The sequence below is a fragment of the Methylophaga sp. UBA3613 genome, from assembly GCF_002375415.1.
Classification (GTDB): domain Bacteria; phylum Pseudomonadota; class Gammaproteobacteria; order Nitrosococcales; family Methylophagaceae; genus Methylophaga.
Genome location: NZ_DFLS01000008.1, coordinates 303,860 through 319,732, shown reverse-complemented (window position 1 = coordinate 319,732; position 15,873 = coordinate 303,860). Strand labels below are relative to the sequence as shown.

Below are 15,873 nucleotides of genomic sequence, written 5' to 3'. Positions count from 1 at the left end.
GTTGTCCCACTTCATGCTGTGAATAATAGCTAACTGAATCAAGTACATAACTGCAAAAAAAAAGGGAGCCGAAGCTCCCTTTTCTTAAAACTAACAATATTGTTAACTCATTTTGTGTTATGCAACCACTGTTTTCCGTGCTTGACGGCGTATACCGAAGAAGCCTAACAGTGCTGGTGCAAACAACCACAATGCAGCTGGTACTGGTACTGCAGAGATTGACAGGTCATATTTCAAAATACCTGAAGTGGCATTAAGAATATCTACTGCAAAATATGAACCTGCAGTCAAAATGGCAGTAAAGATAAAGTCACCAGTGATATTAAAAATAGTTGGAAAACCAACATAATTACCACCAGGGCCAGAAACCAGACCAAAAGCCAATTGAGCTGAATCCAAGCTTGTTGAAGGATTAAATGACCACTCAACTCTTACAGGAGTATCAACATCAGTTGTAACATCAAACAATGATTCCCAAGAACCTGAATTAGCAACAGTACCACCAGCAAGCACAGTGCTGTTGTTATTTAAACTGATTTCTTGAGTCGCACCATTTGATCCGACAGTTGATAAACTCAATGTAGCCGCATTAGCACTAACTGAGAACAATAAAGCTATACAAAATAGCATCGCATTTTTCATCGTAATTTCCTTTAATTGAAAAATTAAGCAATGCAACCCAGCCATCTTCAAATAATACCTGAAGACCCGTGGCTTTCCGACCTTGCCTCACGACAAGTTTGGCGATTTAAAATAGGAACCATTTCCGTTCCCAACAAATAAAGCCACTTAGAAACAGCTCTCAAGTGACGGTTGAACAATACTGTTAATTTGTTACAAATAATGAGCCCTGCAACACAAAATTTAGCTGGATTAACTCAAATCTTTAATCAAATGTGAATTGATTCACAGTGTTTACAATGGTTTTGCAATTTAAGGAAAGGAACAAAGCTCCTTTCCTCAAGTAAGCAGGAATTCAATACGTTTAAAATTAAGCTGTAGCAGATTTAAGTGCTCTACGACGTAAGCCGAAAAAACCCATTAATGCTGGAGCCATTAACCACAATGCAGCTGGAATCGGAACAGCTGATGGTGAAATTGACAGGTCATACTTCAATATATTTGAGGTTGCGTTCAAAATAGCAACAAGATATGTCGTACCAGCTGTCATGGAAGCATTGAAAATAAAGTCACTACTAATATTAAACATTTGTAATGGGCCACCAACTTCACCAAAAGCAAGTTGGGCGGAACCAAGGCTAGTAGTAGGGTTGAATGACCATTCAATAACTACGGGTGTATCAGCATCTGTAGTTGCATTAAAAGCTGAACTCCAAAGGCCGCGAGCAGCAACAAAACCACCAGCAAGCACAGTGCTGTTATTGTTTAGATCGACGTTTTGGGTTGCTCCAATAGAACCAGTACCTGTTAACGATAAGGTAGCTGCATTGACGTTAATCGAGAACAACAAGGCTGCAAAAAATAGCATTGATTTTTTCATAATTTTTTCCTTTTGATGAAAAAATGAAACAATGCAACCTGGCGATCTTAACTTTAAAGACCCATGGCTTTCCGACCTCACCTCACGGTAAGTTAGGCTAGATTGTCGGGAACAACATTGAACCCGAAATGATTGACTCCCAGATGTTTCTCTCAGCCGACATTTCTGATATGCGCATTACCTATCGTGTTGATAGATAACTCAGTCAAAGGAATTGCAAGTGAGTTTTAATCTTAGGAACGAGTTTAAATTTTTTGTTGGCTAGACAGCGATGTCATACCGAAAATTTAACTCTGGACATTAATATACATCCTTTCCAACAAAACCTCTAGTGATCGTTAATAAAATAATTTTCAGATCAAGAAGCAATGTCCAGGTTTGAATATACTGTAGATCATATTTGATACGCCCTTCCATTTTATCCAGCGTATCCGTCTCTCCACGAAAACCATTTATCTGGGCAAGACCGGTAATACCCGGCTTAACCTTATGCCGAAGCATATACCCTTGGATTTTCGCTCTATATTCTTCATTGTGCGCTACAGCATGTGGCCTTGGGCCAACGATTGACATAGAACCGCCTAACGAATTGAAGAATTGTGGTAATTCATCAAGTGAAGTTCTTCGTAAAATTTTGCCAAAATGTGTGACCCTTTGATCGTTCTTTTGGGCTTGAATGACCTTATCCCCATCTTCAGCAACTGTCATGGTACGAAACTTCCAGACTTTTATTTTTTCACCATCCATTCCATAACGTGTCTGTTTAAAAAACACAGGACCTTTGGAAGTCGCTTTAATGCCAATGGCTATCAATAACATCGGAATGGCTATCAGACACAGTATCAAAAAACTCAAAACAATATCTTCAATGCGTTTGATTGCACTATCAATACCGGCAAAGGGTGTCTCATAAATGCTGATTGCCGTTATTCCCTGATAATCCACCCATCTGGAGTTAAGCAGATTAAAAGTAAACAAATCGGGTACCAAATAAACCGAAGCGGTAGTATCAGCAAGCTTTTCAGTAATCAAACGAATACGGGCTTCAGCTGCCAAAGATAATGTAATAAAGACAATGTCGATTTTTCCTGTACGGCAATCTCTTATTAAGTCTTCGATACTGCCAAGGACAGTCGCTGCATTTTCTTCTAAACGACGATTTGGGGCAGGTTTACGATCATCGTAGAAACCACTGAAACGGTAACCTGTCCATTCCATTTCATCAAAGGATTTTTCCAGTCGATAACCAAGCTTCGTCGCTCCTACAATAGCCACGCGTCGGGTATTTAACCCCTTGGATCGCATTATTCCAAGCACCATTCGAACGATGGCATGCCAGGAAATCAACTCGATAGGTGTAGCGATTATCCAGATTAATATGAAAGGTGTTGCATAGGTTTGTTCATTAATGACAATCAGTTCGATAGCCACCAATACCGCGATACTCGTACCCCAGGAAAATAATACTGCAGTAACCTCGTCCCTTAGATACGTCCCGCGCCATGAACGATAGGCATCCTGTGATTCGGCAAAGAAGTGAAAAAGAATAATTGAAAATAATAAAGACCAGACATGCTTTGGTTGCCATTCAATAGCAAACAAATCCATTAAAGCCAGAAAGGTTACTAATATAATGGCACTATCAATTAGCCTTGAAATAGCATTAATTTTTGAGTCGTAATGTCTGATTTTTCCTTGCGCCATAATTGTCCTTAGGCCATCTCTTATTCTGTTATTTACGGTTATAGGTATCTTGAAGCCTGATAATGTCATCTTCTTCAAGGTAGGCGCCGGATTGTACCTCAATGATTTCCAAAGGGACTCGTCCAGGATTACGTAAACGATGCACACTTCCAAGAGGAATAAATGTTGATTCGTTTTCGCCCAGTAACATGACCTCATCATCCCGTGTGACTTCAGCGGTTCCACTTACCACTACCCAGTGTTCAGCACGATGGTAATGCATTTGCAATGACAAAGATGCGCCCGGGTTCACCAATATGCGCTTCACTTGAAATCGGTCACCCATATCAACAGAGTCGTAATTACCCCATGGGCGATAACATTTACGATGGGTTATAACTTCTTTACGGTTTTGTCGGGTCAGTTCTTCAACGATTGTTTTAACTTTTTGTGCCTGATCTTTATGCGCCACCATGACAGCATCATGTGTTTCAACAACAATCACATCGTCCAGGCCTAACACCGTCACCAGACGATTTTCGCTATGAATATAGGCGTTATGAACATTTTCAACCAGAACATCGCCGATCAACACATTCTGATCAGCATCACGGGTGAAAGCTTCCCATAAAGAAGACCATGAACCGACATCACTCCAGCCCGCATCGAGTGGAACAACCATAGCTTTATCGGTTTTTTCCATAACCGCGTAATCAATTGAGTCACTCGGACTTTGCTCAAAAAGCTCGGGATCAACACGGACAAAATCAAGATCGATAACCGCTTTTTCAAGGGATTGTTTACAGGAAGACAACATCTCAGGCGAAAAGCGTGCGAGCTCTTTAATATATGCGGAGGCTTTAAACAAAAACATTCCACTGTTCCAGAAAAAGTTTCCGGCAGACAGGTAGGACTCTGCTGTAGCCAAATCCGGTTTTTCGATAAAACGTTTTACTGAACTGGGTTTCGACTTTTCTTCTGCTTCAATATAGCCATAGCCGGTGTGAGCAGATTGTGGCTGAATACCAAAAGTAACCAGTTTATCTTGTTCAGCCAGTATTTGTGCTTGTTCAATAGCCTTATGAAAAGCAGTGACATCCGAAATAAGATGATCTGCAGCTAATATTAACAGTAACGGATCTTCGCCGTTATCCATGGCCTTTAATGCTGCCAGAGCAATCGCTGGAGCGGTATTACGAGCACAGGGTTCAAGAATAATGCCTTTAGCATCCAGACCAATCTCCTGAAGCTGTTCAGCTACCATAAAACGATGCTCGTTATTGCAAACAATTAACGGAGCTTCCAGAGAATCCAAGCCATTTAAACGAGTAAGCGTGCTTTGAAACATCGATGAATCGTTAAACAAGGTCAAAAACTGTTTAGGCTTATTTTTTCGTGATAATGGCCATAAACGGCTTCCGGAACCACCGGATAAAATTACTGGAATCATCTCAAGTCTTCCTCACAAGGATTTGTTTATCTTTCATAGCCACCGCTGCTGGAGGCTATTTTTTTGTCCAACAAGGCGGAAATGATGCGATGCAGTTGTTCTACATAAGTCATTTCCAACGCAGTGGGACGGAAAAATAGTCCCAGCCCTTTGGGTTGAGGCTGAAAATGCACCACTCTTCGTTGCTCGTCGTTTATTTAGAGTCACTAAACTGCTCTCCTCGCGCCTTGATTGGTACATTTTCAGTCACAACAGAGGTGGCTATGAAAAATAAACAATTCTAGGGTCTTTTTATCTTTCATAGCCACCACTGCTGGAGGCTGTTTTTTTGTCCAACAAGGCGGAAATGATGCGATGTAGTTGTTCTACATAAATCATTTCCAACGCAGTGGGACGGAAAAATAGTCCCAGCCCTTCGGGTTGAGGCTGAAAATACACCACTCTTCGTTGCTCGTCGTTTATTTAGAGTCACTAAACTGCTCTCCTCGCGCCTTGAGTGGTGTATTTTCAGTCACAACAGAGGTGGCTATGAAAGATAAAAAGACCCTAAAATCTTTCATTTTGATGCCAAGCCCATGCTGTTTCGATAATTGATTCAATGTCCGTAAATGCAGGCTGCCATCCCAGAGCTTTTCTTGCCACTGATGAATCTGCTACCAGAACTGATGGATCGCCAGCTCTTGGGGGTTCAATCGTAAAAGCGATATCGTGCTGAACTACTTGCTTGGCTGCTTCAATTACTTGCAGAACACTAAAGCCATTACCATTGCCCAGATTGAAAGCAAAGGCACCATCATGCTGTTGTAAATATTCTCCTGCCAGAATATGGGCTGAAGCCAAATCGTTTACATGAATATAATCCCGAATGCAGGTGCCATCAGGTGTTGGATAATTATCACCAAACACTTTTAATGTTGATGCTTTGCCGGCAATGGCAGATTTAAGAATATTAGGAATTAAATGTGTTTCAGGTTCATGACGTTCGCCGATTTCGCCGTCTGGATCTGCGCCACAGGCATTAAAATAGCGTAATGCCACAGACTTTATACCATATGCATGATGATAATCCCCCAACACATCCTCAATCATTTTCTTTGATTGGCCATAAGGATTTATCGGCATACGGGAGTGCTGCTCATCTATTAATTCTTGCTCAGGCATGCCAAATACGGCGGCAGTAGACGAGAACACAAGTTTATCGTGTCCGGTTGCTACCATTGCATCCAACAGGTTTAAGGTACCAGCAACATTATTTCGGTAATATAACGCCGGATTTTGTACTGATTCACCAACCAGTGACTTGGCACAAAAATGCATTATCAGATCAAATGGTCCTTCATCCTGCAAAATACTGAGCAATGCTTCGGCATCCAGAATATCGGCTTCAATGAATTGACTCCAGCGAACCGCTTCTCGATGACCAGTGCTAAGGTTATCTAATACCAGCGTTTGATGATTCATCAAGGCCAATGCCTTGCAAATATGCGATCCAATGTAACCTGCACCGCCCAGTACTAAAACTTTCATTTTTATTCCTTGTTGCACCCAAAAACATTGAAATCCACCTAGGCAGAATTCATAGACCTCTTTGCCCGAACTTTAAAAAGGATTTTTTTGAGCGAAACTAAATAGTAATGTTTAACCTTTACAATATATCAGTCCAACTATGACTTATCTAATGTTGTTTAACTATGGAGTTCTTGAACTTCACAGGCAATTACTTTAGCTTAACGTCATCTCTTTTTTCCACAACAGTTTGATAAGGATCTCGTCAATGGCTGTAAAAAGTCTTATAAGAAAATGTTTATTCCCTGCGGCAGGTTATGGCACACGATTTCTTCCTGCAACGAAAGCAATGCCCAAAGAAATGTTACCCATTGTCAGTAAGCCTTTGATTCAATATGGTGTTGAAGAAGCCATGGAGGCAGGCATTTCACAAATTGGTTTTATAACTGGCCGTGGTAAACGAGCCATTGCTGATCATTTCGACACCAGTTTTGAACTGGAACATCAAATTAAAGGCACCTCAAAAGAAAAATTTCTCGATGATATTCGTTATCTGATGGATAACTGTGAATTTGTATTTATGCGCCAACGGGAAATGTTAGGTTTGGGTCATGCCATCCTTACCGGCGAACCGATGATTGGCAATGAACCATTTGCAGTTATTCTGGCTGACGATTTATGCGCCAAACCAACGGAAGGTGGTGAACGTGCATTGAGTCAATTGGTTGCGTTATATGAACGTTATCAGTGCAGCATCGTCGCGATTGAGGAAGTCCCTGCTGATGAAACCCATAGCTATGGTGTCATTTCCGGTGATGAAATCGCTCCGGGTATTTATCAAATTAAAGACATGGTTGAAAAACCCAAACCTGAAGAGGCCCCCAGCAATCTGGCGATTATCGGACGCTATATTCTGACGCCGGAGATTTTTGAATATCTGCGTAAAACCAAACCCGGCACCAATGGTGAAGTTCAAATAACGGATGCCTTGCGCTTGCTGGCACAGGACCGTCTAGTATTAGCCGTAAAATTCAAAGGTCAACGTTTTGATTGTGGCAGCGTAGAAGGTTTTGTTGAAGCCACCAATTATTACTACGAACATGAGCATTTGAATAAATCAGCGTAAGGTAGGGTCTGTTTATCTTTCAGAGCCACCACTGCTGGCGGCTATTTTTTTGTTCAACAAGGCGGAAATGATTTGATGTAGTTGTTCTACATAAATCATTTTCAACGAAGTTGGGCGGAAAAATAGCCCCAGCCCTTCGCGTTGGGGCTGAAAATGCATCACTCAGTGTTGCTCGTCGTTTATTTAGAATGACTACAAAAACGCCGGGACAAGCAATGTTCCAGACATTGCTATTGCATACACTCCATCCATGGAGATAAACGTTTTTGAGCGTAAGCCCCAAAGGGGTGAGATACATGGATGTATCTCACAAACTGCTCTCCTCGCGCCTTGATTGGTGCATTTTCAGTCACAACAGAGGCGGAGATGAAGGCTCAATAAGCCCTAATAAATCTCCATCATCACTGCTTATATAAAGTATTCCATTATCTACAAACGGTGATGCAAATATGGCCCATCCTGAATCTAGACGCCATTTTTGCTCACCGTTATTTATATCAAGCGCATAAAGATATCCATCCATTGCACCAATATAGACTTGGTCACCTGCGATAGCTGGCGATGAAAAGACCGTTGCCTGAGCATCAAATTGCCAGAATGGTTCACCACTTTCTTTATTCAAGGCGAACACCCGGCCATCAGTGGCAGCGAAGATGATTTGCTGATCTTTCAAAGCGGCTGAGGCAAATAGTCGTGAACCCGATTCAAAGTTCCATACCGACTGACCTGTTTCAAGATCAACAGCAAACAACACCCCGGCATCGTTGCCAACATAGAGCATGTTGTCATCGCTAGCGATCACTGGAGAAGCATCAATCGGAGCACCGGTATCCAGAGTCCATAGCACCTCCCCGTCCATGGATACGGCATATAACAGACCATCATCACTACCGAAATAAAGCGTATCGCCATGTCTTGCCGCTGACGAATCAACATGACCGCCGGTTTTAATGCGCCATTTCAATTCGCCACTATGCTTGTCGATGGCATAAAAGAAATGATCCAGGCTGCCAACAAGCACTAGGTCGTTGGTAATTAAAGGAGAAGCAAACACCTTATCCTGTGTTTCAAAAGCCCACAGGAAACTGCCGCTGTATTTATTGAGGGCATAGATATTCTTATCATCACTTCCAAATATGATTTGTTCCTCAGCAACGGCCGGTGTTGAAAAGATCCCCGCCTGAGTGACAAATCGCCATTTTTCTTCGCCCGTCTGATTATTCAACGCCAGCATCAAGCCATCAAAACGTCCGGAAAATATCAGGTTACCGCTACTGACTGGCGAGGATGAGGCACCTACTTCTGCATGATAACGCCAGAGAATTTCGGGTTTTGTCTGTGGTCCTGTCGTTTGGAAATTTCCGCTGCGCTGTATATCAGCTCTGAACATGGCTGAAGATTCGGTTTCCGTTTTTTCCGAACACGCTGACAGGATAAACAATAGGCATAGCCCAATGAAAGGTAATGAAACGTTTGAAAAAAAGGTTCGGCGCATTGTTCAGTGTTCTTGAATTAAAAATTATGAGTAACCATACCAACACTTCAACCACTAAATGGCTAGCGTTTTGGATTAATTAAAAGATTATAGCCTATGCTCTAGGGCTTGTTATTCGGATAAACGGTCTGATCCGATTGGATAACCAGTTCGATCCTTCACCTGCAGAATACGTTGCTTCATGTCTTCTTTAGTGGCGGTAAAAACGTATGGTGCCAGTTCTCGAAGACCTCCCTGAATATAGGGAGAAATCTCTTGATCCTCCAGAAAGAGTTCTGTTCGGACTTCACAAATTCGCATAATTCCATCACGGAAGCCGGCTACACTGTCAGCGGGTCGACGATCTTCACCTAATGTCCAGCCACGACTTTGCCACTCCTGATAACAATCTTTGATCAGACTTTGAGAGTTTTGCATATCGGCAGCAATGACTGGCGATGAAACCATTAAAAAGAGATAAACACTGATTCGATTCATTCGGACAAACTCGCTTTGTTACTCAAACGTATTAGGGCTTGTTTATCTTTCATAACCACCACTGCTGGCCGAGATGAAAGACAAACAAGCCCTAGTATTGACCAACAATGAGTCAGGAAAAATTCCTTTGTTGAGCACTTGGGTCAGTTGATCTTTCAGAGATACTTTTTCTGGAGTTTAATTTTGTACAACGTGGTTAGAAAAGATCTACAGCCCTGGAGATGCGCTGCTGAGGTGCACGACTGCTGTTTTGTGGTGCGAAAAATGGACTTAAATTTTTTGATAAATTCATAAGTCATTGTTTTTATTGTAACTACAATCTTGGCATCCTTCATGCAATAACACAATTGTAGTTTTCTTCAGTGCATGTTCGTTCTCTCTCGCTGCGTGCTGAGCTTTGGGTAAACCTTCGGGTTTACCCTTTTTTTTTGCCCTTTTGTTATTCTCTAAAGTTTTAATGGTTTTAAAATGTTTCATCACAAAACCAAGTAAATTTTTCCACTCAAAGCTGTCTTTGTGGAAAAACTTCTAATAATTCTTCATAACAATCATCTGATCTAGGAAGTTTACATTTATCTTAGCCTTCGGCTTTAGTTCATCAAGATGGCTTTATCGTTAGGGTTGAGGCTGAAAATGCACCACTCTGCGTTTATTTAGAATGACCATAAAAACGCCGGGAGTGTTTTTGGGCTCAAGCCCCAAAAGGGTGAGATACATGGATGTATCTCACAAAATGCTCTGCTCGCGACTTAATTGGCACATTTTCAGTCATAACAGAGGTGGCTATGAAAGAGCAACAGGCCCTAGTGTGAATGGAGTTTTTCACTATCCCGGTATGAAACTTGCGTCAGGCTGATTTAATATCGATTGGAACAGGCAATGGTGATGGTCAATCCCTCTACAAACATTCAGAATTTCCTGAGCGCGCATCAGCTCTCAGCTAAATATGCTCAACAGATTGATCACTGGTTTTCAGACATTACTGATGATTTTATATTGCACCAAAAAAGAGCGAAGCGCCCTATAATCATCGGCATTCATGGTGCGCAAGGGTCCGGAAAAAGTACCTTAGCCGAATGTCTGGTGCAGTTACTCATCACTAAACACCATCAGACTGCCATTGCCCTCTCTCTCGATGACTTTTATCTCACCCATCAGCAACGCATTGATTTAGCGAATTCAGTTCATCCTTTATTAGCGACTCGTGGGGTGCCGGGAACACATGATATTGAACTGGCATTGACGACCCTCGATAAATTGCTCTCGGAAAGAAAAAACATTGCGATTCCACGGTTTGATAAAGCGCATGATGATCGATTTCCTGTAGAACAATGGCCGGTATTAGAGGCTGCGCCCAAGTTTATTATTCTGGAAGGCTGGTGCATGGGGGCCTGTCCACAATCGGATGAATTGTTAACGCTGCCGGTAAATGCTTTGGAACATAATGATGATCCAGATGCCTATTGGCGACGTTATGTGAATCAAAAGCTGGAACAGGACTACCCTGCCCTTTTTCAGCGCGTTGATAGCTGGATCATGCTTAAGGCCCCTAATTTTGATTGCGTTTATAACTGGCGACTGGAACAGGAAGAAAAACTGCAACAAACAGCAGCTACAGTAAGCAACAAAATTATGACTGCTGAGGATATTTCGCGTTTTATTCAGTATTACCAACGTATCACTCAACATTGTCTGGAAACTTTACCGGAGCAAATGGATTATGTTTTTGAACTCAATATGGAAAGAGAAATTGTGGCCTTGAAACGTCCGAAAAAATCGCCTCCTTCAGTTACCTGCCCCAAAGCATCCTTACTGGTTTTTACTGATTTGGATGGCAGTCTTCTGGATCATCATAACTACCGGCATGATGAGGCGGATCCCGTGTTACAAAATCTCAAACAGTTACAAATCCCGCTGATTCCGGTCAGTAGCAAAACCCAGTCGGAAATTGAACAGATAAATGTTTCTCTGGATAACCCTCATCCTTTTATCTGTGAAAATGGCGCCGCTATTTTTATTCCGGTTGATTATTTTCCTGAGCAACCAGCCGATACCAAAACAAGTGGTCAATATTGGGTAAAAGAATTTGTTCAGCCCCGCGCACATTGGCAGTCGATTATCAAATCAGTGAAACCTTTATTTAGTGATGATTTCACTACATTTGCGCAGGCAGGTATAGATGGCATCATTGCCATGACCGGCCTGGATGTTCATGCAGCTGCGCGTGCTGCCAGAAGACAATATGGCGAAGCGCTGGCCTGGCATGGCAATCCCGGTAAACAAAAACAATTTATTGAAGAAGTCCGTAAACGGGGCGCCCAGGTATTAATCGGTGGCCGCTTTTTACACGTTTCTGGTCAGTGCGACAAAGGTCGTGCTATCGAATGGCTTAAACAGGTTTACGAACATTTTTGCCCGGATAAACGCTTTACCAGCCTGGCGATTGGAGACAGTCAAAATGATGTGGCCATGCTGGAAACAGCCGACATGGCCCTCTTGATCCCTTCACCGGTAAATTCATTACCCAAATTAACTCGCCATCATGATGTTATGAAGGCAACACATTGCGGCCCAAGAGGTTGGGCTGAAGGCGTACAACAAGTCTTGAAGCAGCTCCATATAAGCACAGCAATAGTGCATTAAAATCACAAGAGGCTCACATGGCAGATTTTCATCAGAACGGTATTATCACAACATTACATAATCTTACGCATCGTCATCTGGCTGATTTAGAGCAGGATCTTGTACATTTCAGTCAACAGCGTCCAATGGGATTATTGCTACCCTCATTATTTTCAGAACTGCAGGGAGAGGCGCTTCCAGCAATTGTTCAACAATTGAAAACAGTGCCATATTTATCAGAAATTGTGATTGGACTGGATAGAGCCAGTGCTGATGAGTATAAACATGCGTTGAGCTTTTTCGCGGATCTCCCACAACATCATCGAATCATGTGGCACGATGGACCACGGTTAAGTGCTATTGATGCAGAGTTACAGGCCCTGAATCTTGCCCCTCATCAGGCCGGTAAGGGGCGTAATGTCTGGTATTGCATGGGTTATATTTTAGCTTCTGGAAAAGCAGAATCAATTGCCCTGCATGATTGCGACATTACCACCTACAGTACCGAACTGTTGGCTCGACTGATTTATCCTGTTGCCAATCCCATGTTTAATTATGAGTTCTGTAAAGGTTATTATGCGCGGGTCGCCGGCGGGAAAATGAATGGCCGGGTGAATCGTCTATTAATTACCCCCCTGTTACGTGCTCTCAAATCGGTCATGGGACCAAGTGATTATCTGGATTACATGGACAGTTTTCGCTATTCATTGGCCGGTGAGTTTTCGTTTCGCCGTGATGTATTAAACGATATTCGTATTCCCAGCGACTGGGGTCTGGAAATTGGCGTGCTATCAGAAATGCACCGTAATTATGCGAACAACCGTCTATGTCAGGTGGATATTGCTGATATTTACGATCACAAACATCAGGATCTCTCATCCGATGATCAACACAGCGGTTTGTCGAAAATGTCGATAGATATTTCCAAGGCATTATTTCGAAAACTCGCGACCAAAGGCACCGTATTCAGTCCCGAGCATTTCCGCAGTATTAAAGCGACCTATTATCGGATTGCTCTGGATTTCGTGGAAACCTATCGAAATGATGCGGTGATGAACGGTTTGCAATTTGATATTCATCAGGAAGAAGCCTCTGTGGAAATGTTTGCCCGTAACATCATGGATGCTGGTCAGGCTTTTCTGGACAACCCGATGGAGACGCCATTTATTCCTAGCTGGAATCGTGTGCAAAGTGCCTTACCGGATATCTTCGAGCGAATTTATCAAGCCGTTGAAGAAGACTATCAGGAATTTTCTGCATAAGAATGGTTATGACACAAACATCTGAACGCCCGGCAGTTTTCCAAAATGTGCTTTATCACCTGAACAAGGTGTATGGCGATTTTATTGAACCCAAAGTACTAGCCTCTTTAGCACATGAATTACTGGCTACTATGCGGGTAAATCCAGATGCACCAGCGCCACAACCGCATCAGAATAAATGGCATGCCTCTGATATCACTATGATTACCTATGGTAATAGCATATTGAAGAATGATGAACCGCCCTTGCAGACACTCAAGCGGTTTCTGGATGATTATTTTGCTGGCTACATTAATAGTGTGCATATCCTGCCGTTTTTTCCTTTTTGCAGTGACGATGGTTTTGCAGTTAAGGATTTTTTCCAGGTAAATCCCGAGTTGGGTGACTGGGAAGATATCAAGGCTATCGCCAAAGATTATCGATTGATGGCGGATCTGGTCATTAATCATGGTTCAAGCAGCAGTCAGTGGTTTAAGAACTTTATTGCCGGGCATGGTGAGGGCCATGATTATTTTTATACCTGTGAGTCTGATACCCCTATTTCTTCAGTGGTTCGTCCACGTACCTCGCCGTTGTTGAGAGAGACTGAGACTGCAGACGGGATTAAAAATGTCTGGTGCACTTTCAGTCATGAGCAAGTGGATTTTGATTTTCGTAACACCGAGGTACTCAAAACCTTTGTAAAGATTATTCGGTTTTATCTGGATCAGGGGATCTGTCTGTTTCGTCTGGATGCTGTGGCTTTTTTATGGAAACAGGCTGGGACCAATTGTCTTAATTTGCCCCAGACACATGAATTGGTCAGGCTATTACGTTTACTGATCGAACAGGCTAAAAGTGATGCCGTCATTATCACGGAAACCAATATCCCAAATCGGGAAAACCTCAGTTATTTCGGTAATGCCAATGAAGCACACTGGATTTATAACTTTTCGTTACCACCGCTTTTATTGAATACACTTTTAACCGGAAATTGCAGTTATTTACGTCAATGGTTAATGAGTATGCCGCCGGCTCAAAACGGCACAGCCTATTTTAACTTTATTGCATCACATGATGGCATTGGTTTAAGACCCGCCGAGGGTTTATTGACCGATAGTGAAATAGCCTCATTGATTTCCACTATGCAGGGGTTCGGGGGGGAAATCTCCTGGCGCGCGGCTGAAAACAATATCAAGAAACCTTATGAAATAAATATTGCGCTATTTGATGCACTACAAGGAACCGTTAAAGGTCCTGATAAATGGCAACAAGAACGGTTTATCTGTGCCCATGCGATTATGCTCGCTCTGGAAGGTATTCCCGGAATCTATATTCATAGCCTGCTAGCCACAGGAAACGACTACAAACGACTTGAACAACATCAACATAACCGCGCCATTAACCGTCATCAATGGGATGATGCGGCCATTCGTGCAGCATTAACGCATACCGCCAATAACCATTATCAGATTTATCATAAAATGACCGAACTGATTAAGCTGCGTATGGAGCAGCCAGCTTTTCATCCCAATGCAACGCAATTTACCTTGCAACTCGGTGATACATTATTTGGCTTCTGGCGACAAAGTATTGATCGTCATCAAAGCATCTTCTGTATATTTAATATCAGTGATCAGCCACAAACATTACGCGTTGCCGATCTCAATCTGGTTGCGACAGATGAATGGCATGATCTCATCAGTGGTCGTGCAACTGACTCCTGGCAAAGTGAAATTCAGCTAACGCCTTATCAGTGCGTATGGTTGAGTAATCGCTGATTTATGCCACCTAATAAAACATAAGGATTATTATTCATGACAGCAAACGTTTCTATCCGTAAATGTCTGTTTCCCGTCGCCGGATATGGGACACGTTTTTTGCCTGCAACCAAGGCAATGCCTAAAGAAATGCTGCCCATAGTTGATAAACCATTAATTCAATATGGTGTTGAAGAAGCGATGGAGGCTGGCCTGCGCAGTATGGGATTTATTACTGGGCGAGGTAAAAGAGCTATTGCAGATCACTTTGATACCAGCTTTGAACTTGAACATCAGATTCAGGGAACCAGTAAAGAATCACATCTGGATGACATTCGTAATGTGATGGATTCCTGTGATTTTATTTTTATGCGTCAACGCGCGATGTTGGGGTTGGGCCATGCCATTTTGACCGGTGAACCAATTATCGGTAATGAAGCTTTCGCAGTCTTGTTGGCAGATGACCTATGTGCAACACCAGAATCAGGTGGCAAACGGGCATTGGGCCAACTGGTTGATCTGTTTCAGAAACACCAGTGTTCCATTGTGGCAATTGAAGAAGTTCCGGCCGAGGCAACAGGTAGCTACGGTGTGATTTCAGGCGATGAAATTGAACCGGATGTATATCGCATTACCGATATGGTAGAAAAACCAAAACCTGAAGATGCGCCCAGTAATCTGGCGATTATCGGCCGTTATGTTCTGACTCCAGATATTTTCGATTATTTACGTAAAACGCCCCCAGGTGCTAACGGTGAAGTGCAAATAACCGATGCTATTCGGGCCATGGCGCAGGATAAACCGGTCCTGGCAGTTAAATTTAAAGGACACCGTTTTGATTGCGGCAGCATCGCCGGTTATGTTGAAGCTACCAATTATTACTTTAATAAGCAGTATGGTTCGTAATTAATTAGTAAACTAGGCCGCTGTTTTTAGCCAGCGGCCCAGGGCTTGTTGATCTTTCATCTCCGCCTCTGTTGTGAGCTGAAAAAGCGTCAATCAAGGCACGAGG

At 42.6% G+C, this 15,873-nt stretch carries 14 protein-coding genes and 2 riboswitches; of the genes, 5 read left to right on the top strand and 9 right to left on the bottom strand.

Translation table 11 applies throughout. The features are described from left to right. Window positions 1–117: 117 nt before the first annotated feature. From B3S93_RS11375 to galE, 7 genes are all read right to left on the bottom strand, one after another. A complete protein-coding gene (locus tag B3S93_RS11375) occupies window positions 118–642 on the bottom strand; it encodes a hypothetical protein (RefSeq protein WP_292402212.1) in 525 nt (174 codons plus the stop codon). 28 nt (window positions 643–670) lie between these two features. Continuing rightward, a riboswitch (cyclic di-GMP riboswitch) is annotated at window positions 671–755 on the bottom strand. 236 nt (window positions 756–991) lie between these two features. Further along, window positions 992–1,501 carry a hypothetical protein gene (locus tag B3S93_RS11370; RefSeq protein ID WP_292402210.1) on the bottom strand — a complete coding sequence of 170 codons (510 nt, stop codon included), beginning with the start codon at window positions 1,499–1,501 and terminating at the stop codon, window positions 992–994. Window positions 1,502–1,530: 29 nt separating this feature from the next. Further along, a riboswitch (cyclic di-GMP riboswitch) is annotated at window positions 1,531–1,609 on the bottom strand. Between the two features lie 192 nt (window positions 1,610–1,801). Further along, window positions 1,802–3,205 carry an undecaprenyl-phosphate glucose phosphotransferase gene (locus B3S93_RS11365; RefSeq protein ID WP_292402207.1) on the bottom strand — a complete coding sequence of 468 codons (1,404 nt, stop codon included), beginning with the start codon at window positions 3,203–3,205 and terminating at the stop codon, window positions 1,802–1,804. Window positions 3,206–3,233: 28 nt separating this feature from the next. After that, a complete protein-coding gene (locus B3S93_RS11360) occupies window positions 3,234–4,634 on the bottom strand; it encodes a mannose-1-phosphate guanylyltransferase/mannose-6-phosphate isomerase (protein ID WP_292402202.1) in 1,401 nt (466 codons plus the stop codon). 26 nt (window positions 4,635–4,660) lie between these two features. Continuing rightward, window positions 4,661–4,810: a hypothetical protein gene (locus B3S93_RS11355; protein ID WP_292402199.1), complete on the bottom strand. Its 150-nt coding sequence runs from the start codon at window positions 4,808–4,810 to the stop codon at window positions 4,661–4,663. Window positions 4,811–4,925: 115 nt separating this feature from the next. Next, a complete protein-coding gene (locus B3S93_RS11350; protein WP_292355559.1) occupies window positions 4,926–5,075 on the bottom strand; it encodes a hypothetical protein in 150 nt (49 codons plus the stop codon). A gap of 105 nt (window positions 5,076–5,180) precedes the next feature. Further along, window positions 5,181–6,161 (bottom strand): UDP-glucose 4-epimerase GalE, encoded by a 981-nt coding sequence (galE, locus tag B3S93_RS11345; RefSeq protein ID WP_292402197.1) that lies wholly within the window; start codon window positions 6,159–6,161, stop codon window positions 5,181–5,183. Between the two features lie 247 nt (window positions 6,162–6,408). Between galE and galU (B3S93_RS11340) the strand changes: the two genes are divergently transcribed. Next, window positions 6,409–7,266, top strand: a complete 858-nt coding sequence (gene galU / locus B3S93_RS11340; RefSeq protein WP_292355556.1) for a UTP--glucose-1-phosphate uridylyltransferase GalU — start codon at window positions 6,409–6,411, stop codon at window positions 7,264–7,266. 349 nt (window positions 7,267–7,615) lie between these two features. Here the strand turns inward: galU (B3S93_RS11340) and B3S93_RS11335 are convergent, their stop codons facing one another. Next, window positions 7,616–8,656: a PQQ-binding-like beta-propeller repeat protein gene (locus B3S93_RS11335; protein ID WP_292748841.1), complete on the bottom strand. Its 1,041-nt coding sequence runs from the start codon at window positions 8,654–8,656 to the stop codon at window positions 7,616–7,618. Window positions 8,657–8,872: 216 nt separating this feature from the next. After that, entirely contained in the window at window positions 8,873–9,238 is a 366-nt protein-coding gene (locus B3S93_RS11330; protein ID WP_292402187.1) for a hypothetical protein, read from the bottom strand. Window positions 9,239–10,117: 879 nt separating this feature from the next. Here B3S93_RS11330 and B3S93_RS11325 point away from each other — a divergent pair. The 4 genes from B3S93_RS11325 to galU (B3S93_RS11310) are packed head-to-tail and all read left to right on the top strand — an operon-like array spanning window position 10,118 to window position 15,767. Then, window positions 10,118–11,881, top strand: a complete 1,764-nt coding sequence (locus tag B3S93_RS11325; protein ID WP_292402184.1) for an HAD-IIB family hydrolase — start codon at window positions 10,118–10,120, stop codon at window positions 11,879–11,881. Between the two features lie 17 nt (window positions 11,882–11,898). Further along, window positions 11,899–13,122 carry a glycosyl transferase gene (locus tag B3S93_RS11320; protein WP_292355549.1) on the top strand — a complete coding sequence of 408 codons (1,224 nt, stop codon included), beginning with the start codon at window positions 11,899–11,901 and terminating at the stop codon, window positions 13,120–13,122. An 8-nt stretch (window positions 13,123–13,130) separates the two neighbouring features. Beyond that, a complete protein-coding gene (locus B3S93_RS11315) occupies window positions 13,131–14,882 on the top strand; it encodes a sugar phosphorylase (RefSeq protein ID WP_292355547.1) in 1,752 nt (583 codons plus the stop codon). A gap of 36 nt (window positions 14,883–14,918) precedes the next feature. Then, window positions 14,919–15,767: a UTP--glucose-1-phosphate uridylyltransferase GalU gene (gene galU / locus B3S93_RS11310; RefSeq protein WP_292355545.1), complete on the top strand. Its 849-nt coding sequence runs from the start codon at window positions 14,919–14,921 to the stop codon at window positions 15,765–15,767. The last annotated feature ends 106 nt before the right edge of the window (window positions 15,768–15,873 follow it).